This is a genomic window from Agathobaculum sp. Marseille-P7918 (assembly GCF_900625105.1).
Taxonomy (GTDB): Bacteria; Bacillota; Clostridia; order Oscillospirales; family Butyricicoccaceae; genus Agathobaculum.
The window spans coordinates 21,805-45,982 of the sequence record NZ_UYYD01000004.1 but is presented as its reverse complement, the minus strand read 5'-3'; the positions used below and the strand labels follow the sequence as shown (position 1 = coordinate 45,982).

Here is a 24,178-nt window from a genome sequence, read left to right as displayed (position 1 = left end):
GAAGCATATGGAAACTGTACGCCTGACCGCTTCTCAGGCACTCGTCCGCTTCCTCGAGAACCAGTATGTCAGCTACATTGACATGGATGGCAACGAGCAGGAGCACAAGTTCGTCAAGGGCATCTTCATGCTGCCCGGCCACGGCAACGTTGTCGGCTTTGCCAACGGCGTTGAGCAGGAACTGAAGGACATGGTTGTCTATCAGGGCAAGAACGAGCAGGGCATGGCGCTGGCTGCTGTCGGCTATGCCAAGCAGATGCGCCGCAAGCAGATCTTTGCTGCTACCTCTTCTGTCGGCCCCGGCGCATGCAACATGGTAACCGCTGCTGCGACCGCTACCGCCAACAACATTCCGGTTCTGATCCTGCCGGGCGATATTTACGCTTCCCGTCAGCCTGACCCGGTTCTCCAGCAGATGGAGCAGCCGCAGAACCTGACCATTTCCGCACACGACGCGTTCCAGGCTGTCACCAAGTACTGGGGCCGCATCAACCGTCCGGAGCAGGTTATGACCGACATGATCTCCGCGATGCGCGTGCTGACCGATACCGCCAACACCGGCGCGGTTGCGATCTCCCTGCCGCAGGATGTACAGGCAGAAGCTTACGACTACCCGGTTGACTTCTTCAAGAAGCGCGTATGGCGCATCGACCGTCGTCCGATCACCAAGTATGCACTCGAGAAGGCCGTTGAGGTCATCAAGACCGCAAAGAAGCCGCTCCTGATCTGCGGCGGCGGCGTACGCTACGCAGAAGCGCACAAGGTATTCAAGAAGTTCGCTGAGGACTTCGGCATTGCCTTCGGCGAGACCCAGGCGGGCAAGAGCGCGGTTGAATGGACCCACGAGCTCAACCTCGGCGGTCTGGGCACCACCGGCGGCATCGCGGCCAACAAGCTGGCACACGAGGCGGACGTTGTCATCGGCGTCGGCACCCGCTACACCGACTTCACCACCGCTTCCAAGTGGCTGTACCGCACGGACGCCAAGTTCGTCAACATCAACCCGTCCGAGTTCCAGGCATACAAGATGGACGCTACCCCGGTTGTGGCTGACGCCAACGAGGCACTGACCGCCATCGGCGAAGAGCTCAAGAAGATCGGCTACCACACCGACGAAGAGTATGCCAAGACGATTGCGGCTTACCGCAAGGAGTGGTTCGACGAGGTTGATCGTCTGGATCACTGCACTTACACCGACAAGGATTCCTTCATTCCGGAAATCAACGACGCAAACCGCGAATGCGTTGAGAAGTACATCGAGGACACCGGCTGCAAGCTGTGCCAGACCGCGGTTCTCGGCACGATCAACCACCTGATTGATGACGATGCCATCGTTTGCGCAGCGGCTGGTTCGCTGCCGGGCGACATGCAGGGCATGTGGCGTGCACGCAAGATCAACACCTATCACATGGAGTACGGCTACTCCTGCATGGGTTACGAAATCGCTTCTGCTCTGGGCGCGAAGCTCGCTTGCCCGGACAAGGAAGTTTACGCAATGTGCGGCGACGGTTCGTTCGATATGCTGCACTCCGAGCTGATCACTTCCGTTCAGATCGGCAAGAAGATCAACGTCATGCTGTTTGATAACGCTTCCTTCGGCTGCATCAACAACCTCGAGGTTGGCCAGGGCAACGCCTGCATCTGCACCGAGAAGAACATGCTCGAGCCGGGCGTGACCAACGGCATTTACAAGGGCAAGGTCATCCAGGTAGACTATGCGGCAATCGGCGCGGCTTACGGCTGCAAGACCTACACCGTCAAGACCATGGATGAGCTCAAGGCTGCCATCGAGGACGCCAAGAAGCAGACGGTTTCCACCGTCATCGACATGAAGGTTCTGCCCAAGACCATGTCCAAGGGCTACGAGAACTGGTGGCGTGTTGGTGTACCGGAAGTTTCTACCAAGCCGGAAGTGCAGGCTGCGCGCAAGGCGATCGAAGATCACCTGTACGAAGCTCGTCACTATTAATACTCTCTCCTCTTCTCAACAAAGAGCGCCTTCGGGAAACCCGAAGGCGCTCTTTTCTTTTGCGTTTTTCACTCGAGGATTGCCGTGCGCTGCACAGCTATCCATCCTCAAAGCATTTGCAGCAGCTCGATCTGCTCCCCGGACGGGCCGGTGAAGAACCAGTTCTGCAGGCCGCCGAAGGTATCCGGCAGCACCTTTTTCTCCGGCGTCATAAACGAGATCACACCGGCCTCCTTGATTGCAGCAGCCGCCTTGTCCAGATCGTCCACATAGACCGCAAAGTGCGGGATGCTGCCCTCTCCTGCCGGCACCAGCTCGCCCGCAGGCGGCTCGATCAGCTCCAGCAGGAAGCCGCCGAACTCCACCAGCGCCAACTTCTTCTCCCCTGTCGGCGTCGCGACGCCGTCCCGCTTGTAGACGCTGCCGCCGATCTTTTCATAAAACGCAATGCTCTCTTCCATGTCCGCCGTGTAGATCGCGACATGGCCCAAGCCCTTATACAATTCCTTCATGTCAGTCAACCTCCTTGTTATTCTATTTTACCATATCCGTGCAGCACTGCAAAGCGCTTTCCCGCTGTAAACGACAAAAAGGGCCGCCCCAACGGGCAGCCCTTTTTTATGATAAGTACCTTTTTATTCCTGCACCATTTCGGTAACCGCCGAAGCCGAAGCCTGGTTTGCCTGATAGCGCTCAAAGGTAGAAGTATCGCTCTTGCCGAAGCCAAGGGGCGAGAAGATGATATACGCCGCAACCATGATCAGCAGCGTAATGGTCGCCCAGATCTTGCCGTTTTTCCACGGCGTCATATCGACTGCCTTGGCATCGTGCAGCACGAAGTCCTCCGGACGCGGGTTCTTCTTGACGATGACCCACATCAGCAGCATGTCGAACACGAACAGGATCGCGGTGAAGTACAGATAGTGGATATCGTTCAGCGCCGGGATGATGTCACGCAGGACGAACTGCAGCAGGAAGTACAGCACAACGTGCACCGGAATGACGATCTTGGCTGCGATGGACGGAACCTTCTTCCAGAAGAAGCCGCACAGCAGGCAGACGAAGATCGGCGTGTTGAACGCCGCGAAAGCGGAGTTAACAAACGTGGTAATACCGGTCATGTACAGCATGAACGGGCTCATGATAGTAGAAACGATTGCAACGATCGTACCGAAATTCTGGCCAACCTTAACCATGTGCGCATCGGACGCGGTCGGGTTGAAGATCGGACGGTGAATATCCAGTGCGTAAATGGTGGATGCGGAGTTCAGCACCGAGTTGAACGAAGAAAGGATGGCGCCGAACATAACGGCCGCAAAGAAGCCCAGTACCGGCTTCGGCATAACCTGGGAAACCAGCATCGGGTAAGCCGAGTTGCCGTTGCCCCAATCCTGACCCGGATAAGCCAGCGCGCAGATAACGCCCGGCACAACGATGATCAGCGGCGTCATGATCTTAAGGAAGCCCGCGAATACCGCGCCCTTCTGTGCTTCCTTCAGGTTCTTTGCACCGAAGGTACGCTGAATGATGGACTGGTTGGTCGCCCAGTAGTACATGTTGTTGACCAGCAGACCGGTCAGCAGCAGCGGCCACGGAAGCCACGGCTCGGGCGAGTTATATTCGTTGATGGAGTTCAGGTAAGCCGGATCGGTGTGCAGGAACTTGTCAAAGCCGTCCATAAAGCTGCCGTCGCCGCCCAGCTGGCCGGACAGGAACATCAGGCCGAAAATCGGCACCAGCAGACCGCCGACGATCAGGCCCAGACCGTTGATCGAGTCGGACAGTGCAATCGCCTTCAGGCCGCCGAAAATTGCGTAAATCGAACCGACAATTGCGGTCGCAACACACACAATGGCGATGGCTGCGAAATAAGAAATACCAAGCACCTTGTCCAGGCCGAAGATGTTAACAAACACTTCTGCGCCGGCATACAGGATATTCGGCAGCATGATGACAACATAGCTCAGCAGTACGATGATCGAAACCAGACGGCGGCTGCCCGCGTCATAGCGCTCCTCAAAGAACTGCGGTACGGTCGTCAGACCGGTCTGTAAGTACTTCGGCATCAGCACGAACGCCAGAATAACCAGCGCGATGGCCGAGGTAACTTCCCAGCCCATCGTACTCATACCAACACGAACCGCCTGACCATTGTTGCCGACCAGCTGTTCAGCAGACAGGTTGGTCATCAGCAGAGAACCGGCAATAACCGGGCCGGTCAGACCGCGGCCGGCCAGATAGTAGCCGTCCTGCGTATCCAGATTATCTCCACGGGTTTTCCACCAGGAGATGATCGCGACGAGCGCCGTGAATGCCACGAAGGTGATCGCGGTGAACGCCAAGGAATTAAAAAACTGCATGCTTTTCTCCCCTTCTTGTTTTTCTTTCTTTCCTGGGTCGGAGGAATTCCATCCCATACACTCCCCAGCAAGATGGAACCGATTTTGCGGGCGCGCGCACGCAAACACCATAAAAAAACAGATCGCCAGTTTTCACCGAAGATCCTGAAGTGTGCACTCGCTGCTCCTCCTATGTCCGTCATCCATTTTAACACTATGTTCCTATCTTGGCAAAACTTTTTTAAGTTTTTTCCAGCACTTTGTTTGATTGCACATAAACAGCAAAACCTTTTTGTCTAAATTGAACTAATATTTTTCCTTTTTTACAACAATTTACTCATTTTATCATCATTTTCATACTCAAAACCCACCATTTTAGTTCTCTCCATTTTGCACAAAAACGGCGCTCCACGCAAAGCGTGGAGCGCCGTTTTCCTCATGGTTGATACCAGGAATCGTCTCGTTTTTTTGTGTCGAACAGCTGCGCATACTGCATCATCTGATATGCATCCAGCGTCTCACATTCCTCTGCGGTTTCCGAGTCATACCAGCTGCCATCCTGCATGTAGTACCCGTAATTATTAATGCGCGGGATCTGCTCCCGCACGGACAGGCGCAGCTGATCGTATCCCGAGGTGGAGCATCCCAGCGCATCCAGCGCGAACGCCGTCAGGTAATTGGCGCTGATCTGCACATCGGTCTGCTCGGCAATATCGTAGTTGGCCCAAATGAAGAACGGTGTGACCATCTTCTTCTGCTTCTCTTCCCGGCTGCGGTTGGCGTCCGTGTTGCCGAACAGATCGTCATAGAACGCGCTCGGCACATTCGGCTGGTGATCGCCGAAGAAAATGATCGCCGTCGGCTCATCCACCGACGAAAAATAGTCGATCAGTTCTTTGATGGCATCATCGCTGCGCCTTGCAAGCGAAAGGTACTCGTCCACTTCCGGATATTTCCCCTCGTATTCCCCCGTCAGCCAGATCGTCTGCTCGAAATTGTCCGTATCATCCGGCACATATCCGCCATGGTTCTGCATGGTCACGTTGAACAGGAACAGCGGTGTATCCGCCGGCTTGTTTTCATAGACCTCGATGATCTTGCGATAATCCTCGCTGTCGCTGATGAAGCTGCGCAGACGTTCCGCATCCGATGAAAAATCGCCCTCATACAGCTGAGTTACAAACCCAAACCGTTCATACACCTGCTGGCGATTCCACGACGTAGCGCGGTATGGGTGCAGCGAAACCGTCTGGTAGCCCTGCTCCGACAGACCGGACACCACCCCCGGCGTCGCGCTCTTGACGTACATCTGGTACGGTGAGCAACCGAACGGTAAGAATGCCATCGTGTCCCCCGTCAGCACCTCAAACTCGGTGGTAGCGGTGCCGCCGCCAAAGGTCGAAACCAGAAGGTCGCCCGTAATCGTATTCTCCCGCCCCGCGAGCGAATGCAGGAACGGCAGATAATCCTCATTGGTCTCAAACGCGCCGACGTCCTTCAGATCCGCAAACGACTCATTCATCACCATGATGATGTTGGGTCGCGTTTCACCCTGCTCACCGCTGTATTCCTCCGTGATCTCGCTTAGCGCCTCCGCCGAATAGCCTGTCGGCTGCTCCACAATGGCGTTGCCCGCCGTGCGGCAGAAATAGTACCACTCGCTGTACTCCAGATTGCCCTGCCAGAAGCCAAAGCTGTTGCCCGCGAGCCGAAGCCCATACAGCCAGCAGCACAGCAGCAGCGAGCAGGTGAGGAACTGCCAGCGGCGCGGCGTCGCCCTGCGGCGCATCCGCCACACGGCGAAGCAGAACAGCACCGCAATTCCCACGGTGACCAGCACGGAAAACTCGATCGGCACAGAATAATTCGCCGCCACGTTTTTTGCCGTTCCGATGGCAAAAATATCGCTCAGCAGCACCGGTGTGCCGCGGAACACGGTTACATAATGGTCGATCAGCGCATACAGCAGGGTCACGCCCATGCCGATGCAGGTGGTCCAGCGGATGCTGCCGGCAAATACATAAATCAGACCGAAAATCGCCGCATGGTACACATATCCCTGCCAGATGGCCGTATTGCCGACGATGATGCCGCCCTTGACCACAAACTCGGTCAGCAGCAGCGCAAACGAACTGGCCGACAGCAGCACCAGAATATCATGGATCGCCAATTCCGGCCCGGTCGCCCGTCTGCGCGGACGCAGCAAAAAGGGCAGCGCCGCCAACACCCCCAGCGGCTTCTGGCTTTCCGGCCGGTAAAAAATCGTGCCCTTGCGCAGCAGATACACCGCCGCATAGATCAGCACCAGCGCCAGCACGGCGTTGACGATATAACTTAAAATTTTCCTGCTTTTTGCTTGTTCTTTACATTTGGGGTGCACGTTAGCCTGTCTCCTTTGCAAAACGGGAAAGCCGCTACGGGCCTGCCGCAGCGGCTTTTCTGCTTGTTTTACGCTTCCGTGTCCTTCTCCACGCGGGTCACCGCGATGGACAGGTCGTCAAGCTGCTTGGCGTCTACCACATCCGGGCAATTCATCATCAGATCGGATGCGTTCTGCACCTTGGGGAACGCGATCACGTCGCGGATGGAATCCAGACCCGCCAGCAGCATGCACAGACGGTCCAGGCCGTACGCCAGGCCGCCGTGCGGGGGCGCACCATACGAGAACGCGGTGATCAGATGGCCAAACTGCTCCTTGGCGCGCTCTTCGGTAAAGCCGAGCGCTTCGAACATCTTGGTCTGGAGTTCGGGATCGTGGATACGGATCGAACCGCCGCCCAGCTCGCAGCCGTTGAGGATGATGTCATACGCCTTGGCGCGCACCTTGGCCGGGTCGGTGTCCAGCAGCGGGATATCCTCGTCCATCGGCGCGGTGAACGGATGGTGCATCGCAACCAGACGGTTTTCTTCCTCGCTGTACTCGAACTGCGGGAACTCGGTGACCCACAGGAGCTTGAAATCGTCCTTCTTGGCAAGGCCGAGGCGCTTGGCCAGCTCGCAGCGCAGCGCGCCGAGCGATACCAGCGCGGTCTGCTCGGAAGCGTCCGCCACAACGAACAGCACGTCGTTTTCGTGCATGTCGGCGCGTTCCTTGATGGCCGCGATCTCCTCCTCAGAAAGGAACTTGGCAAAAGAGGAGGTCATCGTGCCGTCAGCCGCGACCTTCATCCACGGCAGGCCCTTGGCGCGGTAAGTCTTGACGAAATCGGCCAGCTTGTCGATCTCCTTGCGCGGGAACTTGTCCGCGTAGCCGTTGATGTTAATCAGACGCACGGTGCCGCCGGCTTCGATCGCGCCCTTGAACACGCCAAAACCGCAGTTTGCCGCGATATCCGAAATATCCTTGATCTCAAAGCCGAAACGTGTATCCGGCTTGTCCGAACCGAAGCGATCCATCGCCTCGCGCCAGGTCAGGCGCGGCAGCGGCAGCTGGATGTCGATATCCAGCACTTCCTTAAACACGCGCTTCAAAAAGCCTTCGTTGACTGCAATGACATCGTCCTGCTCAACAAAGCTCATCTCCAGGTCGATCTGGGTGAACTCAGGCTGACGGTCAGCACGCAGGTCCTCGTCGCGGAAGCAGCGGGTGATCTGGATATAGCGATCCATGCCCGCCAGCATGAGCAGCTGCTTGTACTGCTGCGGGGACTGCGGCAGCGCATAGAACTTGCCCGGATGCACGCGGCTGGGCACGAGGTAGTCGCGCGCGCCCTCAGGTGTGGACTTGGTCAGCATCGGAGTCTCGATCTCGATGAAGCCCTGCTCATCAAAGTAGTTGCGGGCCACCTGCGTGACGCGGTGGCGCAGCATCAGGTTCTTCTGCATGGACGGACGGCGCAGGTCCAGATAGCGGTACTTCAGGCGCACCTGATCACCGACTTCCTTGGTGTCGTCGATCTCGAACGGAGTCGTCTCCGCCTTGGACAGAATGCGGATATCCTCGGCAATGATCTCGACCTCGCCGGTCGGCATCTTCTTATTGATCGCGGCCTCGTCGCGCGCCACCAGCTTGCCGCGCACCGCAACCACAAATTCGGTGCGGCAGGTAAAGGCGATGTTGAACAGGTCGGCGTTGACCGACTTGTCAAACGTGCACTGCACGATGCCCGCGCGGTCGCGCACGAGCAGGAACAGCACGCCGCCGTTATCGCGCACGCGATCCACCCAACCGTTGACCGTGACTTCCTGACCCGCGTCGGCCAGGCGCAGATCGCCGCACATATGCGTGCGCTTCATGCCCGCAATGGATGTGTTATTCATGTTTATCAGTCCTTATTCTCTGAATTTTCTTGCTTTATTACAGGGGAAATATCCGTCACATAGGTGAGCAATGCAAACAGCAGGCCGAGCACGATAGCTACATAGCCCAGGATCACAAAACCGATGATCCACCAGACAGCCGAACTCAGCATGCACAGGATACAGGCGAGAAATTTCGTACAACTCCAAATGAATTGCGCATTGTCCTTCATAGCCGATTCCCCTCTCCCATATTTACTTGTCGCAGATGACCTTGCCCTGATTCTTGGCAGCCAGACCGTCCCGGATGCGGGCGATTGCGTCCGCGAGCGAGACCTTGACCTGCTCGCCCGAGTCCATATCCTTGACCGCGATCACATTTTCCTTAATTTCATCCTCACCGAGGAAGATGACATACGGGATGCCCAGCTTGTCGGCATAACCGATCTTGTGCTTGAACTTTTTCTGTTCGCTGTACAACTGCGTGCGGATGCCCGCCTCGCGCAGGCTGGTCGCCAGTGCAATCGCCGCGCCCATATCGTCGGTCATCGGCAGGATGAGCACATCGGCGGGCGCCTTGTTCATGCTGTCGTTCAGGTAGCCCTGCTCGCCCAGCACATAGAACAGACGGGTCAGGCCGATCGAAATGCCCACGCCCGGCAGCTGCTTGTCCGTGTAATACTCTGCCAGGTTGTCATACCGACCGCCCGAGCAGATCGAACCGATCTCCGGGTGGTCGAGCATCGCGGTCTCATACACCGTGCCGGTGTAGTAGTCCAGGCCGCGCGCGATCGTCAGGTCGATCTCGAAATGATCCGCCGGCACGCCGAATGCGGTCATGTACTGCGCAACCGTGCGCAACTCGTCCGCGCCCTGATCGAACACCTCGTTCTTGCCCTTGTAACCGTCCAGCGCGGCCAGAATGCCCTCCGTGCCGCCCGGCGTCTGGATGAAGGCCAGCAGTTCGTCCGCCACAGCGTCCGCCACGCCGAAATCCTCGACCAGAATGGCCTTGACCTTTTCCGCACCGATCTTCTCCAGCTTATCGATCGTACGCATCACATCGCCCGCCTGTTCGGTCAGGCCGAGGATGGCGAAAAAGCCGTTTAATACCTTGCGGTTGTTGATGCGGATCTTGAAACGCTCAAGCCCCAGCGAAGTGAAGGTTTTATAGATGATGCTCGGCACCTCGGCCTCGTTGATGATGTCCAGCTTGCCGTCGCCGATGACGTCGATATCCGCCTGATAGAACTCGCGGAAACGGCCGCGCTGCGCGCGCTCGCCGCGGTAGACCTTGCCGATCTGGAAACGACGGAACGGGAAGGTCAGCTCGCCGTAATGCTGCGCGACGTACTTGGCCAGCGGCACCGTCAGGTCAAAACGCAGCGACAGGTCGCTGTCGCCCTTGGTGAAGCGGTAGATCTGCTTCTCGGTCTCGCCGCCGCCCTTGGCCAGCAGCACCTCAGAGGACTCGATCAGCGGTGTGTCCAGCGGATAGAAGCCGTACAGCGCATAGGTTTCGCGCAGCACCTGCATGATGCGTTCCATCTGCACCTGCGGTGCGGGCAGCAGTTCCATAAAGCCGGACAGGGTTCTGGGTTTCACTTTTTCCATAGTATTTTGATTCTCCTCAAGACAGACGATTGCACCGAATAGGCCCCTCTGCCCATCCGGTGCATTGCTTGCTGTCGATTATTTTTTATTCTTGGGATTGACAATGTTACGCCAATCCAGATCACCGCGGTCGAGGCCAAGGATGAGCATTTCGGCCGTTGCGGAGTTGGTTGCGATCGGAATGTTATGCATATCGCAAAGCCGTGCAATGGCGTGCACATCCGGCTCGTACTGGGAGTTGGACATCGGATCGCGGAAAAACAGAACAAGGTCGATCTCATTGTAAGCGACACGGGATGCAATCTGCTCTTCGCCGCCCTGCATGCCCGCCAGACATTTATCGATTTTCAGTCCGGTTGCTTCTTCCACAAATTTGCCTGTTGTGCCGGTTGCACAAATATCATGCTTTGCCAGAATACCACAATACGCCATACAGAACTGAACCATCAGCTCTTTTTTCCGGTCGTGCGCAATAAGCGCTATGTTCATTTCCGAAACATCCCCTTTCCAAATACCACATATATGCTGTTTCCACTCTCATTTTGCGTCAAACAACCTGCTTGGCTTATGATGTTTAACAGAAAAGATGCTTTGCTGTGTCAAATGCTGTTTGTATCAGATGCGAAGCAGCGGGACCCGCTCGCCATCCAGCCGGCGCGCAATGTTGTGAAACGCGCGTGCCGCACCGGAATGTTTGACGGACAGAATGCTTTTCCCACTGTTTCCGCAGGAGATCAGATCCACATCCTCCGGCACAACGCCCAAAAGCGGAAGCCCCGCTTCGTCCATCGCGTCGTCGATATTGCCTGATTTGCCGCGGCAGATGAGCTGCGGACGCACCCGGTTGAGCACCATGCGGATACGCTGGATGCAATATTCCTCTTCCAGCTTGCGCGCGCACCGCTCCGCGCCGCGGATGCAGGCACGGTCGGTCGCCGTGACGACAACCGCCTGGGTGGCAATATGCGCCAGAAAAGAAAGCTCCGCCGGCAGGCCCGCGGGGCCGTCAATCAACAGATAATCAAAACCGGCTTCCTCCGCCTGTACGGCCAGTTGTTCCATGCCGCGCTCGCTGAGCGCAGGCAAGGCCACCGGCGCCGTGAGTAAGTACAGGGTCTGATACTCCGGATGCCGCGCCATGGCGTCTCCGAGCGGCACAGCGCCGCCCGCCACATCGGCAAAGGAATAGACCACTCTGTCCGACATGCCCAGCACGATATCCAGATTCCGAAGGCCGCAGTCGCCGTCGATCAGGAGCACGCGGTGGCCAAGCTGCGCCAACGCAGCGCCCACGCCCGCAGTAAAGGAGGTTTTCCCTGTGCCGCCCTTACCGGACGCGACCAGAATCACCTTCAACATACCGCCTCCGAAATAGAAAAACTTATATATTGTATTATAAACTACGAGCCGTTAATTTACAAGCATTTGTGCAAATATTTTATTGCACTGACACATTCTGTCAAGGAACCATCGTGTTTTCGTCCTGCACGGACTCGACCGTATCCGGCTCTTCCTCGGCAAAATACGCATCCAGAATATCACGCACGACCGGCGCGACCGCAGAACCGTGTCCTGCGCCCTCGCCGACCACGCAAATGACGATTTCCGGATCGTCAAACGGCGCGAAGGCAACAAACAGGCCGTTCGTATAGTTGATTTCCACGCCGTCCTTATATTCGGTCATTTCCGCCGAACCGGTCTTGCCGCCGACCTTGATCGGGTAATCGGCAAAGGTGGTCGCCGCGGTACCGCCCTCTGCGGTAACCTCGCTCATGCCCTGCATGACGAGGGCGCGCGTGGCGTCCGAAAATTCGATCGTACCCAACACTTCGGGCTGTTCTTCCTCGACCACGTCGGAATAATCGTAGGTTTTGATGCTCTTGACCAGCGTCGGCTTGTACAGCGTACCGCCGTTGACCACAGCGGCCATATAGTTTGCCAGCTGCAAGGGGGTGAACAGGTTATCCGACTGGCCGATCGCCGCGTTGACATCGTCGCCGCCCTGCCACTCGCGCAGTGTAGGATCATTTTTGCGGTTGGCATCGCGTTCGGTCGGGCCGGCCGCCTGACCGGCGCTTTCGCCGATCTCAATGCCGGTCACATTGCCGAGGCCGAATTTATCGCACCACTGTTCCAGATGCGCACCGGTCAGCCGCTGGCCGACATTGTAGAAAAACACGTTGCAGGAATATTTGATCGCCTGCGTGACATCCAGCGTCATCGGCTGCTCATGATTCTTACAGGTAAACTTCTGACCGCCGTATTCAAACGTGCCGTCGCAGGTAAAGGTGGTGTTCGCATCAATGATGCCTTCCTCCAGCGCCGCGATCGCGGTAAGCACCTTAAAGGTCGAACCGGGCGGATACAGACCGCTGGTCGCGCGGTTCAGTTCCGGACTTCTCGAGTCGCTGGAGATTGCATCATAGTTCTTGTTGTAGTTTTCCAGATCATAGGTCGGATAGGACGCCATAACCAGCACTTCACCCGTATCCGGATCGAGCGCGACCGCCGCGCCGCCGCGGCCATAGCCGGAAACATAATTGGCCAGCGACCGCTCGGCAACGCCCTGCAGTTCCAGATCAATGGTCGTGATGACGTTATCGCCCGGCTGCGGTGCATACGAGTTAGTATGGTCAGTGACGCTGTCGCCGCCGAGATCGGTCTCCACCGTACGCGAGCCGGCCGTACCATGCAGGTAGCTCTCGAGCGCCGCCTCCAAACCGGTCTTACCGATCGTGTCGTTCATGGTGTAGCCCGCTTTATCCTTGTACGGGCCGCCATGGTCGGTGCCTTCCCACTCGGTCTGCCACATCGGACCCACCGTGCCCAGCAGGTGTGCGGCATAGGTGGTGTCGTACTTACGGATCGCTTCGCTCTGCACATCCACGCCTTCATATTGCTGATGATGTTCCTTGATGTAAGCAATCAGATCCATGGACACGTTGTCCGCCAGCGTAAAGGTCGCATTATTGCTGAAATTCACGCGGCGCATGCTGTAATACAGGCCGACAAGCGTGCGTGCGTCCGCGTCGGACAGGCCGGTCGGCATGCCCAGGTTGTTTTCCATATAGGTGCGCATCGCACTGATGAAATCGGACGCAGAGATAATGGTCGTCGCGTCCAGCGCCGCGACCTGATCGATCGTGTTGCCGTCCGCATCATACTTCGGATTTTGCTCATTGGCCGTGCTGGCCGCTGCCTTCGCGTCCTTCACCGCCTGCAAACCGAGCGTGTCCGCACTGTCCTTGATGTAATCCGACAGCGCCTTGCGTTCGGAATCGCCCGATTCTCCCACAAACTCGTACGGCGCCGTATCCGTAATGGGCATGGTGTCATTGAGCACCGCGGAATCGCTGTTATCCGTCGTATTCGTTTCGGTTCCGTCTTCCGTAGTGTCTTCAGTGCCGTCCCCGGCATCGGTTCCGGACGCGGTTGTCGTCCCGTCCGCCTTGACGCGATTGGCCAGATCCAACAGGATCTCAAAGCGGTCCTCCTTATCCTCCCAGAAGGAGGAATAGATCAGCACCAGCGAAAAACCGGTCTGGTTGGTCACCATCGCGCGGCCATACCGGTCGAGAATCTCACCGCGGGCCGCCGAAACAGTGGACGTTGTCGTCAAAAAGCTCGCCGAACGGCGCACATAGCTTTCTCCGTTGATCAGCTGCAGCTGGACCAGCTGTCCGCCTGCCAATCCCACGCACAGCAGCAGCATGCAGCACAGCACGAGCAGACGGCGCAGCAGTTGTGATTTATTTACCATAGGGGTTCCTCTTTTCGCTTCTCATCGGTTGGCGAACTTCCGGCTGATCTTCTGCATCGGCCAGTAAACGATGAAACAAAACAGACAAGCGAGCAGCGTTCCGCCGATGATCTGGCGCAGCACCAGACCGAACGAGGCGCCGGCCTGCGGCAGCAGATAGGAGAAATACCGCAGCAGTCCGAGCACGATCATTTCGAACGCCGTCATCAGCACCATGGAAACATAGCTTCCACTGAGCGTCAGGCGGCTCATCTCCCCGGCAATAAAGCCGAAAATCAGGAAGAACAGCGGATACAGGCCGTCGATGCCGATAAAGCCCAGATCGTAAAACAGACCCACTGTGATACCGATGATCACGCCTTCCACCGGGCCGTCCAGCAGCGCCGCCGCTGCGACCAGCGCGGGCAGCAGATCCAGATGGTAGCCGCGGATCGACCAGGTGCCGAACAGGCTGGTTTGCAGCACATAGATCAGCAGCGCGATCAGAATGTACAGCAGGATCTTAGGAATGGATAATTGTTCTCTCTGCATGTGCTCACTCCGTAGTATCCGTAAAGTCGGTGACGATGGAAACGCTCGATACCGTATCCACGTCCACAAACGGCTTGATAACCGCATAATAGGAAATGCCGTTTTCCTCCGGCAGCACGCTTTCGACCGTGCCGATCATGATGCCCTTGGGGAACAGGCCGCCACGGCCGGATGTTTCCACCGTGTCGCCGATGACCACGCTGGAATCCTCGGTCAGGTAGCTCAAGCGCAGGTTGCCTTCCGCCATCAGGTCGTAATTGCCTTCGGCAATCGCGGTTTCGCGCGTGCGGGTAATCAGCGCACCGCATTGCATCTCCACATCGATCACGGTCGTGACCTCACAGGTGTTGGAATACACCTCGCTGACGTAGCCGACCATGCCGTCCACCGTCGTGACCAGATCTCCCTCTCCCACGCCGTGGGACGAGCCCTTGTCCAGGCTGAGCGTCATCGCCCAGTCGCCCGGGTTGCGGGCAATGACCTCGGCGTTGATGGTCGTCAGCTCGCGCGTGCGTTCGGGCTGGCCTGCCGCCGCGCGCAGCTGATTGTTCTCCTCAATGACCAGTTCCGCGTCGCGCACAGTCTGCTCCATATCGCGGATCTGCTTTTTCAGCTCCTCGTTTTCCGCCTTGAGGTTGTCAAACTCGGTAAAGTAGCCCAAGCCCTTCCCCAGTGCCCCGGTCACGCCGGAAGCCAGCCGCTGCACAGGCGTGGTCACAAAGCTGACCGCCCGCGTTATCGGAGACGGGTTGCCGGTCACGCCGCTGTACAGCGCGGACAGGATGCACAGCAAGATCACGATCGCTACGCCGACCACAAAACGGGATCCCACTCTGTTACGTCTTCGCAAGAATCCTAAACTCCTTTCATTATTCCATACAGCGCTGGCTGTCGGGCATTTCCCGCGCCAGCTGCCGCAAAATCACATGCAGCCCCGCCACCGGCAGGCCCATCACGCTGTAATAATCTCCCTCAATGCCCTCGATGAGCAGCGCGCCGTGCCCCTGAATGCCGTACGCGCCCGCTTTGTCCAGCGGCTCGCCCGTGGCAAGATAGGCCGCGAGCTCGTCCTCCGCAAAGTTACGGAACGAAACACGCGTGCGGGTACACAGCGTGCGCGCGTCACCTTCGGGCGGCAGCACGGCCAGCCCGGTCAGCACCTCGTGTGTGCGGCCACGCAAACGGCGCAGCATATCCGCCGCCTGCGCCGCATCCGCCGGTTTGCCCAGCGGCAGGCCGTCTATCGTGACCATCGTGTCCGACCCGATGCACACGGCCTCGGGATGCAGCCGCTGCGCTGCCTGCGCTTTAAGCAGGGACAGGCGCACGACCTCCTCCGAAAGCGGCGCGCCGGGACGCAGCGTTTCATCCGCATCCGCCGGACAGACGGTAAATTCCTCGGTGATCAGCGCCAGCAGCTCGCGCCTGCGCGGCGAGCCGGACGCCAGAACGATTTGCATTATTCGACTCCTCTTTTGTACAGTCCGTTGGTGAATTCCCCTTCCATGGGGTTGCCCTCGAGGAACGCGCAGGCAATGCGCGCGCACTCCTCCGGCGTTTCGATCGTAAACAGCAGCCGCGCGGTCTGTACGCCAAGGCGCACCACATTCTCCCGCAGGCACAGCGGGCGGTTGCCCAAAAGCGTATTGCGGCAGCCGTACTCGGGCAGCAGTGCAAAGCGCTCGCCGCGCCGGTCGGTCAGATAGGTGATCCCATCCTTGCAGCTGCACTTGCCGCCGTGCTGACGGCGGATCGCGCAGTTTTCAAAAATCATCAGCGGCAGATGGCCGTAGACGATCATTTCGGTTTCCAGCGGCCCGCGCATATCGCGGATCTGCGCCAGACGCGCTTCAAACGACAGCGTCTGCCGCTGCACACCCAGTTCAGCCAGCGCATACAGGGTTTTGCTGTTGAACGCGTTCAGGCCGAAGTCGCCGTGCACGGCAAAGCCCAACCGCCGCGCCATGGCGATATGGCCGAGGTTGCCCGCCAGCACGGTTTTTGTGCCGCGGCTCATGGCCTCGCCCAGCAGCATCTCGATCTCGGGCTGCTCCGCATCCGAAAAGACGCGCGGTAGCACGGCCGGCAGGCCGGTCTGTGCGGCAACGTCCAGCGGGACATAGATGGTTTCCAGCCCCAGCCCACGCAGCGCATCCGCCTGCGCGCGGGTGCGCACGGACGCCGTATACCCGCAGAAGCCAGTGCGCGGACGGCTGTCGTCGTCCCGCTCGAGCAGCGCACCTTCCAGCCAGTCGCGCGACGGCGGCGCCGCACGCTTGGCCAGCAGCAGAGCAAGCGCATCGCGCCGCATGCCGTTGATCACAGACGCGGGCAGCGCAAGGCCGTCCTCGATCTCAATGCGTAAGTTTTTGATATAAAACGGTGTGCCGCCTGTTTTGCGCAGCGACTTTTCCACCATCTCCGGCGTGGTCGGCCGGGTACGCGCCTGCTCGACCGGCGCCGCGGACGAAACGCCGTCCGCACTGAGCACCGCGCCCGTATCCTCGCGCGCGGTAAAGCACAGCGAAACCGGCACGAGCGGCGCTTCCTTGCCCTCGGCAAAACGATGCGCCGCCTCGTCGTACAGCGCCTGCACCTCGTGCAGCGGCACATCGGTCTTGGTGCCGAACATGCGGTCGCCCTTTTTGCCGGTGTAATAGCCGTCGGTGAACCCGTCGCGCGAAAAGACACGCCGCAGCGTGTCGCGTTCCTCCGGCGTCGGGTTCCGATGCTCGCGCAGCAGATCAGCGTAAATTTGGGTCACGATCGCGGTGTATTCCGGCCGCTTCATGCGGCCCTCGATCTTGAGCGAGGACACGCCGAGGTCGGCCAGCTCCGCCACATGCCCGGCCAGCGCCAGATCCTTGAGCGAGAGCGGATAGCCGCCGTCATACGGCAGGCGGCAGGGCTGCGCGCACAGACCGCGGTTGCCCGAGCGCTGCCCGATGACCGCGGACAGATAGCACTGCCCGGAATAACACATGCACAGCGCGCCGTGCACAAACACCTCGGTTTCCACGCCCGCTTGCTCGGTGATCAGGCGCACCTCGTCCCGCGTGCACTCACGGCTGAGCACAACGCGCGAAAAGCCGAGGTCGCGCGCCTGCTTTGCGCCGTCCAGCGTGTGAATGGTCATCTGGGTGGAGGCATGCAGCGCAAAATCCGGCGCGTGCGCATGGATCAGGCGCGCCAGACCCAAATCCTGCACGATCAGCGCATCCGCGCCCGCCTCATACAAGAATTTCGCGTCGCGAAGCGCCGCGTCCAGTTCGCGGTCGCCGGTCAGGATATTGAGCGTGATGTTGGTCTTGACCCCGCGCGCCCGGCAGTACGCGATCGCGTCCGCCATTTCATCGGCCGAAAAGCCCTGCGCGTTGCGGCGCGCGTTGAACGTGCCGAAGCCCATATACACCGCGCCCGCGCCCGACTGCACGGCCGCGCGCACCCCTTCCGGCGAACCGGCAGGGGCCAGCAGTTCTACGTTACTCATTTGCGGCGGTTCCCCGGGTGGTTCCCGCTGTTGCGATTGACCTGCTGCCGCAGGGCGGTGTTCTCCGCCTCCAGCGCGCGGCACTTGGCCTCGGCAGCTTCGGCCGCCGTTTTCGCCTTGATATATTCGTCGGCGAGGTTGACTGTCGCCAGCGCAAGCGCCCGCGTGGACGCGAAAGCCGCCGAACCGCCGCACTCCGCGATGGTCTGCTGCGCCAGCTCCGCCACCTCGTTCATATATTCCACAGATTCCTCCGCCAGCATGGTATATCGCTGTCCTGCGATCTGTATGGTCACTCGGTTTGCCATGCAAATCCTTCCTTTCGCAAAATAGTCGTTCAAAAGGCATAATTTGATAAAATATAGTATACCACAACCCATCCCCTTTTGGAACACAAAATCTGTGCAAAGATGGGCGTTCGGCCTGCGGTTTTTTGTACAAAGCGATGCCGGGACGCGAATTTGTAAAAGATTTTTGTTTTCCTTGTACGGTGCGCTGCACTGTGCTAAAATAAGACTGAATTATTCCGTCCGGACGAGATGCCGGACAGTCATTGGGGGAAAACTATGCTGCACATCAACGAGGTCCGCCGCATCGTGGTCAAGGTGGGTACCTCGACGCTGACATACGAAAACGGCAAGCTCAACATCCGCCGCATCGAACGGCTCGTGCGCACGATCAGCGACCTGCAAAACCGCGGGTTCGATATGGTGCTCGTCTCCTCGGGCGCAGTAGGCGTGGGCGCGGCCAAGCTCGGGCTGGGCGGACGCCCTAGGGAACTTGCCATGAAACAGGCCGCCGCAGCGGTCGGCCAGTGCGAGCTGATGCATATTTACGACAAGATGTTTCTGGAATACGGCATCAACGTCGCCCAGATCCTGCTGACGCGCGAAAACATCATCGACGACGACCAGCGCGAAAACATCCACAACACGTTCACCGCGCTCATGCGCACGGGCGTTGTGCCGATCGTCAACGAAAACGACACGGTCGCCACCGCAGAGCTTAAGCACATCGAAAACTTCGGCGATAACGACACGCTTTCCGCCGTGGTTGCGCGCATGTGCGACGCGGATCTGCTGGTCATCTTCTCGGATATCGACGGACTGTATGATTCCGACCCGCGCAAAAACCCGCAGGCCAAGCTGATCGGTCATGTGACCAAGATCGACGCCAAGATCCGCCGCATGGCGGGCGGCGCAGGCTCGGCCCACGGCACGGGCGGCATGGCCACCAAGATCACCGCCGCCGAGCTTTGCATGGACGCCGGCATCCCGATGCTGGTGGCCAACGGCGACAAGGACGACATTTTATATGACATCGTAGACGGCAGGCCGGTCGGCACGCTGTTTGCACGGGAGGAGGAAGAACACGTATGACAAAATTCCATTTTCACCGGTTGACCGATGTGCTTTGCAGCGGCAATCTGCGCGTGTTCTCCAAGGCACAGGTCGCCGCGGCGCTCATCGGCGCGGCCATCGGCGCATTCCTGGGCGTACAGGCGTACTGCAACGGCTGGCTGGGCTGATTTTACGCCATCCTGCAACCATTTTTTCCAAACGAGGTGAAACGCCATGCGGCAACTGCTGGAAATTGCTGAAGATGCACGCCGCGTCAAACACGCGGTAGCAAAACTCGGCACAAACGATAAAAACCGCGGCCTGCTCGCTATCGCGGACGCGCTCACGACGCACGCGGACGAGATCATCGCCGCCAACCGCATCGACATCGAAAACGGCCGCGCCGCCGGACTGGCGGACGGACTGATCGACCGGCTGATGCTGGATGAAAAGCGCATCAAGGGCATCGCGGAAGGCTGCCGGCAGGTGGCCGCCCTGCCCGATCCGGTCGGTGAAGTGCTGGGCATGCACAAACGCCCCAACGGCCTGCTGATCGGTCAGAAGCGCGTACCGATGGGCGTCATCGGCATCATTTACGAGGCGCGCCCCAACGTCACGGTGGATGCGGCGGCGCTGTGCTTCAAGGCAGGCTCGGCCTGCATCCTGCGCGGCGGCAAGGAGGCGTTCCACTCCTCCATGTGCCTGACCCAGCTCATGCGCGCGGCGCTCGAAGCCGAGGGTCTGCCCGCGGACGCGATCAATCTGGTTGAGGACACCTCGCGCGACAGCGCAAACCAGATGATGAAGCTCAACGGCTATCTGGATGTACTCATCCCGCGCGGCGGCGCAGGGCTGATCCGCGCGGTCGTACAGAACGCGACCGTCCCGGTGATTGAAACCGGCACGGGCAACTGCCATGTGTATGTGGATGCGTCGGCTGACCTCGACATGGCGCAGAGGATTCTGGTCAACGCCAAGTGCCAGCGGCCGAGCGTGTGCAACGCGGCCGAAAGCCTGCTGGTGCACAAGGACGTCGCAGCCGACTTCCTACCCATGGCGGCGGCCGGACTTGCGCCCGACGGCGTGGTGCTGCACGGTTGCCCGCGCACGATGGCGATTCTTGGCGACACGGTGCTGCCCGCAACCGACGAGGACTACGGCCGTGAATATCTCGGCTACGAGATCTCCTGCAAGGTCGTTGACTCGCTCGACGAGGCGATCGACCACATCAACCGTTTCAACACCGGCCACTCCGAGTGCATCGTCACCCGGGACTACGCCTCGTCGCAGCGGTTTCTCGACGAAGTGGATGCGGCAGCGGTCTACGTCAATGCTTCCACCCGCTTCACCGACGGCTTTGAATTCGGTTTCGGCGCGGAAATCGGCATTTCCACCCAGAAATTGCACGCGCGCGGCCCGATGGGCCTGACCGCGCTGACCACCACCAAATATATTATCTACGGAAACGGACAGGTGCGCTGATGAACAAAACCATGGAGAAGGAATACAAGTGGCGCGCCGATGAGGAGCTTTTGGGGCAGGCGCTTTTGTGGGCCTCCTCCCGCATCGGCACGCAGAGCCGGACGCTGCACATGCGGTCGCAGTATTATGACACGGCGGACGGCTTGCTGCGCCGCCAGCAGGCCGCGCTGCGCCTGCGAAAAGAAAACGACCGCAGCGTTTGCTGCATGAAGCTGCGCAACGAAAACACGCCCGACGGCATGCGCGCGCACGAGGAATACGAGTGCTTGGCGCAGACGGTCGCCGAAGGACTTGCTATTCTGCCCAAAAAGGGCGCGCCGCTGACGCTGTGCGCGCAGGCGCTGGCCGCCCCGCTCGAGCAGATCTGCACGGTGGACTTCCGCCGCTGCGCGATCCTGCTGCAGCAGGACGACACCGTGTGCGAGCTTGCGCTTGACCAGGGCACTTTGCGGCACGGGGATAAAACCGCGCCGCTGTGTGAGATCGAGCTGGAATATGTCGCCGGCAGCGAGGACGCGTTCCACGCGCTGGCCGCCGAGCTGGCCGACCACCTCTCGCTCATTCCCGAACCGGAAAGCAAGCTGGTCCGGGCCATGAAACTGTAACACCGACCTGCAAAGGGGCTGCCGGACCGGCAGCCCCTTTTTTGCTGCGCGCAGCGCGCAGACGTTTCCGATAACTGCCGCGAAAGAAATCTGCATAAAATTGTGCAAAGCGTATATTTTTATCCGCCCGCGCAATTCTCTCCCCGCGTTCTTGCAAAAAATGCAGTTTCCATGTATAATAAACATGAATTTTGGGAGGGTAAATACACATGAACTTTGACAGCATCATCACGATCGCCGCATTCGGCGTATACCTGATCTTCATGATCTGTATCGGTATGTACTTCATGGGCAAAAGCCGTACGACGACCGATTACTTCCTCGGCGGCCGCAAGCTCGGCTCCTGGGTCACCTCGATGAGCGCCCAGGCCTCGGATATGTCCGGCTGGCTGCTGATGGGTCTGCCCGGCGCTGCCTATCTGTCCGGTATTTCCGCCGGCTGGATCGCCATCGGCCTTGCCGTGGGTACTTACCTCAACTGGCTGCTGGTTGCCAAGCCGCTGCGCCAGTATACCAAGGTCGCAAACGACGCGATCACGCTTCCGCAGTTTTTCAAAAACCGCTATCAGGATGAAAGCGGCATGATCTCGGTCATCGCGGCCGTATTCATTCTGGTGTTCTTCCTGTTCTACACGGCGTCCGGCTTTGTTTCCTGCGCCAAGCTGTTCTCCTCCGTGTTCGGCATCCCGTATCTGGTGTCGCTGCTGGTGGGTGCAGTCGTCGTCATTTCGTACACCTTTGCCGGCGGCTTCTTCGCCGTTTGCTGGACCGACTTTTTCCAGGGCCTTCTGATGTTCTTCTGCGTCATCGCAGTCCCGACGATCGCCATCGGCTCGCTCGGCGGCCCGTCCGACTTTCTGTCGCAGGTCGAATCCTTTAACCCCAACTTCCTGAACATGTTTGTGGACGGCGAAACCAATACGCCCTACACCGCGCTCGGCATCATCTCGCTGCTGGCATGGGGCCTTGGCTACTTTGGCCAGCCGCACATTCTGGTGCGCTTTATGGGTATTTCGTCGCCCAGCGCCATCAAGAAGTCCCGCCGCATCGCTACCATCTGGGTACTGATTTCGCTGACGGCCGCGGTTCTGATCGGCGTTTCCGGCCGTATGTTCCTCGGCGACGGCCTGCTGGTCACCGCCGGCAACGAAGAAACCATTTACATCAACATGGTCAGCCGCATTTTCCCGGTCTTTATCGCCGGCATCTTCCTGTCTGCGATCCTTGCGGCCATCATGTCCACGGCGGACAGCCAGCTGCTGGTCACCGCTTCCGCCATCACGGAAGACTTTTACCATAACAAGATCCGTCCGAACGCTTCGGCGTCCGAGCTGATGTGGGTTTCCCGCATCTGCGTCATCGTCGTTGCGCTGATCGCTGTTTTCATCGCCACCAACCAGAACAGCACCGTACTCGGTCTGGTCGAATACGCGTGGGCCGGTTTCGGCTCGGCCTTCGGCCCGCTGGTGCTCTGCTCGCTGTTCTGGCGCCGCACCAACAAGTACGGCGCGTATGCCGGCATCATCGTCGGCGGCGTGGTCGATCTGGTCTGGGCACAGCTGTCCGGCGGCATCTTCGAACTGTATGAGATCGTGCCCGGCTTTGTCTGCGGCCTGATCGCCATCATCGTGGTCAGCCTGCTGACCCCCGCACCGAGCAAGGCAGTCACCGATCAGTTCGACTCTTACCGCAGCTGCGAAGAGTAAATGAAACGCAGGCTCCGGCTGGTTCTCTGGTGCGCGGCCGCTGTGGCCCTTGTGCTCAGCGGTTTGGTGCAGGTATCCGACCGCCTGCTCCCTCAGCCGGCACTGACCCAAGACACTGCTGTGCATTTCATTGACGTCGGCCAAGGCGACGCGGCGCTGCTGCTTTCGGGCGGGCAGGCCGTGCTGATCGACGCGGGCACCGCGCAAAGCGGCGCCGCGGTTGTCCATTACTTAGAGGAACTCGGTGTCACCCGGCTGTATGCCGTGGTTGCCACCCATCCGCATGCCGACCACATCGGCGGCATGGCGCAGGTGATCGACGCATTCCCGGTCGAGCATTTCTACATGGGCCGTGAGATGCAGACCACCTCCGCATATTCCAACCTGCTGGATGCGCTGGAAGCACAGGGCGTCCAACCAACCATTCCCACTCCGGGCGAAGAACTGGTTTTTGATTCCGGTGCTTCGCTCACCTTTCTCGGCCCCGCAGACGATGTGCCGGACGGCAATCTCAACGACCGTTCGCTCATCACGCTGTTTCGGACCGATACGCAGGAAGTCCTTTTCATGGGCGATGCCGAAGCCGCTGCCGAGCAATCGCTGCTGGCGCACTATCCCGCGCTTCGCTGCGATGTGCTCAAGGTGGGCCATCATGGCGCGGCGACCTCGTCCTCGACCGCCTTCCTGCAAGCCGTACAGCCATCCGTTGCCGTCATCTCCTGCGGCGTAGACAACGACTTCGGCCACCCCGACCCGCAAACGCTGCAAAATCTGTCCCTTGCGGGGGTGGATGACGTCCGCATCACAGCAGAATGCGGCACCGTGATCCTCCCGCTTCACCCACCGTCATCAAGCAAGGAGAATGCTGCATGAAACAGACCGGTATTGTCGATCGCTTTGAAGGCGATGATGTGATTGTTGAAATCGATGGAAAAATGGTCAATTTCCCCCGCGCCGACGCGCCCGCTATGCTGGGCGAAGGCATGGTCGTCATCATCCGGGACGGCCGCATCGCGGAGATCGACCAGATCGAAACCCAACGGCTTGAGGACGATATGCGCCGCCGGTTCGAGCGCATCCTCGGCAAGCAATCCGATGAGTAA

Annotated in this window: 22 protein-coding genes; 8 read left to right on the top strand and 14 right to left on the bottom strand. The window is 59.0% G+C overall.

Features of this window, described 5'->3' with window-relative positions:
• Nucleotides 1-7: 7 nt before the first annotated feature.
• On the top strand, nucleotides 8-1,969 hold the full coding sequence (gene iolD / locus EJL02_RS07705; protein ID WP_125115948.1) for a 3D-(3,5/4)-trihydroxycyclohexane-1,2-dione acylhydrolase (decyclizing): 1,962 nt from the start codon (nucleotides 8-10) through the stop codon (nucleotides 1,967-1,969).
• 107 nt (nucleotides 1,970-2,076) lie between these two features.
• On the opposite strand, the gene EJL02_RS07700 is transcribed toward iolD, so the two are convergent.
• From EJL02_RS07700 to EJL02_RS07635, 14 genes are all read right to left on the bottom strand, one after another.
• On the bottom strand, nucleotides 2,077-2,481 hold the full coding sequence (locus tag EJL02_RS07700; RefSeq protein ID WP_125115832.1) for a VOC family protein: 405 nt from the start codon (nucleotides 2,479-2,481) through the stop codon (nucleotides 2,077-2,079).
• A gap of 123 nt (nucleotides 2,482-2,604) precedes the next feature.
• Nucleotides 2,605-4,329: a solute:sodium symporter family transporter gene (locus EJL02_RS07695; protein WP_125115831.1), complete on the bottom strand. Its 1,725-nt coding sequence runs from the start codon at nucleotides 4,327-4,329 to the stop codon at nucleotides 2,605-2,607.
• A 415-nt stretch (nucleotides 4,330-4,744) separates the two neighbouring features.
• A complete protein-coding gene (locus EJL02_RS07690; RefSeq protein WP_125115830.1) occupies nucleotides 4,745-6,688 on the bottom strand; it encodes an LTA synthase family protein in 1,944 nt (647 codons plus the stop codon).
• 68 nt (nucleotides 6,689-6,756) lie between these two features.
• Nucleotides 6,757-8,568 (bottom strand): aspartate--tRNA ligase, encoded by a 1,812-nt coding sequence (gene aspS / locus EJL02_RS07685; RefSeq protein WP_125115829.1) that lies wholly within the window; start codon nucleotides 8,566-8,568, stop codon nucleotides 6,757-6,759.
• Between the two features lie 5 nt (nucleotides 8,569-8,573).
• Nucleotides 8,574-8,780 carry a hypothetical protein gene (locus tag EJL02_RS07680; RefSeq protein ID WP_125115828.1) on the bottom strand — a complete coding sequence of 69 codons (207 nt, stop codon included), beginning with the start codon at nucleotides 8,778-8,780 and terminating at the stop codon, nucleotides 8,574-8,576.
• A gap of 22 nt (nucleotides 8,781-8,802) precedes the next feature.
• Nucleotides 8,803-10,161, bottom strand: a complete 1,359-nt coding sequence (gene hisS, locus EJL02_RS07675; RefSeq protein WP_125115827.1) for a histidine--tRNA ligase — start codon at nucleotides 10,159-10,161, stop codon at nucleotides 8,803-8,805.
• A gap of 78 nt (nucleotides 10,162-10,239) precedes the next feature.
• Complete coding sequence (locus EJL02_RS07670) at nucleotides 10,240-10,650, bottom strand: methylglyoxal synthase (protein ID WP_125115826.1); 411 nt, start codon at nucleotides 10,648-10,650, stop codon at nucleotides 10,240-10,242.
• A 126-nt stretch (nucleotides 10,651-10,776) separates the two neighbouring features.
• Nucleotides 10,777-11,520, bottom strand: coding sequence for a nucleotide-binding protein (locus EJL02_RS07665; protein WP_125115825.1), 744 nt, complete (start codon nucleotides 11,518-11,520; stop codon nucleotides 10,777-10,779).
• A 100-nt stretch (nucleotides 11,521-11,620) separates the two neighbouring features.
• Nucleotides 11,621-13,921, bottom strand: coding sequence for a penicillin-binding transpeptidase domain-containing protein (locus EJL02_RS07660; RefSeq protein ID WP_125115824.1), 2,301 nt, complete (start codon nucleotides 13,919-13,921; stop codon nucleotides 11,621-11,623).
• Between the two features lie 21 nt (nucleotides 13,922-13,942).
• The gene (gene mreD, locus EJL02_RS07655) at nucleotides 13,943-14,452 is read right to left on the bottom strand and encodes a rod shape-determining protein MreD (protein ID WP_125115823.1); all 510 of its coding nucleotides are present in this window, start codon (nucleotides 14,450-14,452) and stop codon (nucleotides 13,943-13,945) included.
• Nucleotides 14,453-14,456: 4 nt separating this feature from the next.
• Complete coding sequence (gene mreC / locus EJL02_RS07650; RefSeq protein WP_164510342.1) at nucleotides 14,457-15,284, bottom strand: rod shape-determining protein MreC; 828 nt, start codon at nucleotides 15,282-15,284, stop codon at nucleotides 14,457-14,459.
• Nucleotides 15,285-15,321: 37 nt separating this feature from the next.
• Nucleotides 15,322-15,912: a Maf family protein gene (locus EJL02_RS07645; protein WP_125115821.1), complete on the bottom strand. Its 591-nt coding sequence runs from the start codon at nucleotides 15,910-15,912 to the stop codon at nucleotides 15,322-15,324.
• Nucleotides 15,912-17,942, bottom strand: coding sequence for a U32 family peptidase (locus tag EJL02_RS07640; RefSeq protein ID WP_125115820.1), 2,031 nt, complete (start codon nucleotides 17,940-17,942; stop codon nucleotides 15,912-15,914). Before EJL02_RS07640 ends, EJL02_RS07645 begins: the two co-directional genes overlap by 1 nt.
• Nucleotides 17,939-18,250 (bottom strand): cell division protein ZapA, encoded by a 312-nt coding sequence (locus EJL02_RS07635; RefSeq protein WP_164510341.1) that lies wholly within the window; start codon nucleotides 18,248-18,250, stop codon nucleotides 17,939-17,941. Before EJL02_RS07635 ends, EJL02_RS07640 begins: the two co-directional genes overlap by 4 nt.
• Nucleotides 18,251-18,508: 258 nt before the next feature.
• Here EJL02_RS07635 and proB point away from each other — a divergent pair, with 258 nt between their 5' ends.
• From proB to EJL02_RS07605, 7 genes are all read left to right on the top strand, one after another.
• Nucleotides 18,509-19,321: a glutamate 5-kinase gene (proB, locus tag EJL02_RS07630; protein ID WP_125115818.1), complete on the top strand. Its 813-nt coding sequence runs from the start codon at nucleotides 18,509-18,511 to the stop codon at nucleotides 19,319-19,321.
• The gene (locus tag EJL02_RS14155) at nucleotides 19,318-19,470 is read left to right on the top strand and encodes a hypothetical protein (protein WP_164510340.1); all 153 of its coding nucleotides are present in this window, start codon (nucleotides 19,318-19,320) and stop codon (nucleotides 19,468-19,470) included. Before proB ends, EJL02_RS14155 begins: the two co-directional genes overlap by 4 nt.
• Before the next feature lie 46 nt (nucleotides 19,471-19,516).
• Nucleotides 19,517-20,764: a glutamate-5-semialdehyde dehydrogenase gene (locus EJL02_RS07625; RefSeq protein WP_125115817.1), complete on the top strand. Its 1,248-nt coding sequence runs from the start codon at nucleotides 19,517-19,519 to the stop codon at nucleotides 20,762-20,764.
• A complete protein-coding gene (locus EJL02_RS07620; RefSeq protein WP_125115816.1) occupies nucleotides 20,764-21,369 on the top strand; it encodes a CYTH domain-containing protein in 606 nt (201 codons plus the stop codon). The genes EJL02_RS07625 and EJL02_RS07620 overlap by 1 nt, the downstream gene beginning before the upstream one ends.
• A gap of 209 nt (nucleotides 21,370-21,578) precedes the next feature.
• On the top strand, nucleotides 21,579-23,075 hold the full coding sequence (putP, locus tag EJL02_RS07615) for a sodium/proline symporter PutP (protein WP_125115815.1): 1,497 nt from the start codon (nucleotides 21,579-21,581) through the stop codon (nucleotides 23,073-23,075).
• Complete coding sequence (locus EJL02_RS07610) at nucleotides 23,076-23,948, top strand: ComEC/Rec2 family competence protein (RefSeq protein WP_125115814.1); 873 nt, start codon at nucleotides 23,076-23,078, stop codon at nucleotides 23,946-23,948.
• On the top strand, nucleotides 23,945-24,178 hold the full coding sequence (locus tag EJL02_RS07605; protein WP_164510339.1) for a DUF3006 domain-containing protein: 234 nt from the start codon (nucleotides 23,945-23,947) through the stop codon (nucleotides 24,176-24,178). Before EJL02_RS07610 ends, EJL02_RS07605 begins: the two co-directional genes overlap by 4 nt.

Excerpts from the sequence above, each read along its gene's own strand:
- EJL02_RS07605 (WP_164510339.1), top strand. The coding sequence starts at position 23,945 with ATGAAACAGACCGGTATTGTCGATCGCTTTGAAGGCGATGATGTGATT.
- putP (WP_125115815.1), top strand. The coding sequence starts at position 21,579 with ATGAACTTTGACAGCATCATCACGATCGCCGCATTCGGCGTATACCTG.
- proB (WP_125115818.1), top strand. The coding sequence starts at position 18,509 with ATGCTGCACATCAACGAGGTCCGCCGCATCGTGGTCAAGGTGGGTACC.
- iolD (WP_125115948.1), top strand. The coding sequence starts at position 8 with ATGGAAACTGTACGCCTGACCGCTTCTCAGGCACTCGTCCGCTTCCTC.
- mreD (WP_125115823.1), bottom strand. The coding sequence starts at position 14,452 with ATGCAGAGAGAACAATTATCCATTCCTAAGATCCTGCTGTACATTCTG.
- EJL02_RS07670 (WP_125115826.1), bottom strand. The coding sequence starts at position 10,650 with ATGAACATAGCGCTTATTGCGCACGACCGGAAAAAAGAGCTGATGGTT.
- EJL02_RS07640 (WP_125115820.1), bottom strand. The coding sequence starts at position 17,942 with ATGAGTAACGTAGAACTGCTGGCCCCTGCCGGTTCGCCGGAAGGGGTG.
- EJL02_RS07645 (WP_125115821.1), bottom strand. The coding sequence starts at position 15,912 with ATGCAAATCGTTCTGGCGTCCGGCTCGCCGCGCAGGCGCGAGCTGCTG.
- EJL02_RS07680 (WP_125115828.1), bottom strand. The coding sequence starts at position 8,780 with ATGAAGGACAATGCGCAATTCATTTGGAGTTGTACGAAATTTCTCGCC.
- EJL02_RS07635 (WP_164510341.1), bottom strand. The coding sequence starts at position 18,250 with ATGGCAAACCGAGTGACCATACAGATCGCAGGACAGCGATATACCATG.
- EJL02_RS07700 (WP_125115832.1), bottom strand. The coding sequence starts at position 2,481 with ATGAAGGAATTGTATAAGGGCTTGGGCCATGTCGCGATCTACACGGCG.
- hisS (WP_125115827.1), bottom strand. The coding sequence starts at position 10,161 with ATGGAAAAAGTGAAACCCAGAACCCTGTCCGGCTTTATGGAACTGCTG.
- EJL02_RS07665 (WP_125115825.1), bottom strand. The coding sequence starts at position 11,520 with ATGTTGAAGGTGATTCTGGTCGCGTCCGGTAAGGGCGGCACAGGGAAA.
- aspS (WP_125115829.1), bottom strand. The coding sequence starts at position 8,568 with ATGAATAACACATCCATTGCGGGCATGAAGCGCACGCATATGTGCGGC.
- EJL02_RS07610 (WP_125115814.1), top strand. The coding sequence starts at position 23,076 with ATGAAACGCAGGCTCCGGCTGGTTCTCTGGTGCGCGGCCGCTGTGGCC.
- EJL02_RS07620 (WP_125115816.1), top strand. The coding sequence starts at position 20,764 with ATGAACAAAACCATGGAGAAGGAATACAAGTGGCGCGCCGATGAGGAG.
- EJL02_RS07695 (WP_125115831.1), bottom strand. The coding sequence starts at position 4,329 with ATGCAGTTTTTTAATTCCTTGGCGTTCACCGCGATCACCTTCGTGGCA.
- EJL02_RS07660 (WP_125115824.1), bottom strand. The coding sequence starts at position 13,921 with ATGGTAAATAAATCACAACTGCTGCGCCGTCTGCTCGTGCTGTGCTGC.
- EJL02_RS14155 (WP_164510340.1), top strand. The coding sequence starts at position 19,318 with ATGACAAAATTCCATTTTCACCGGTTGACCGATGTGCTTTGCAGCGGC.
- EJL02_RS07625 (WP_125115817.1), top strand. The coding sequence starts at position 19,517 with ATGCGGCAACTGCTGGAAATTGCTGAAGATGCACGCCGCGTCAAACAC.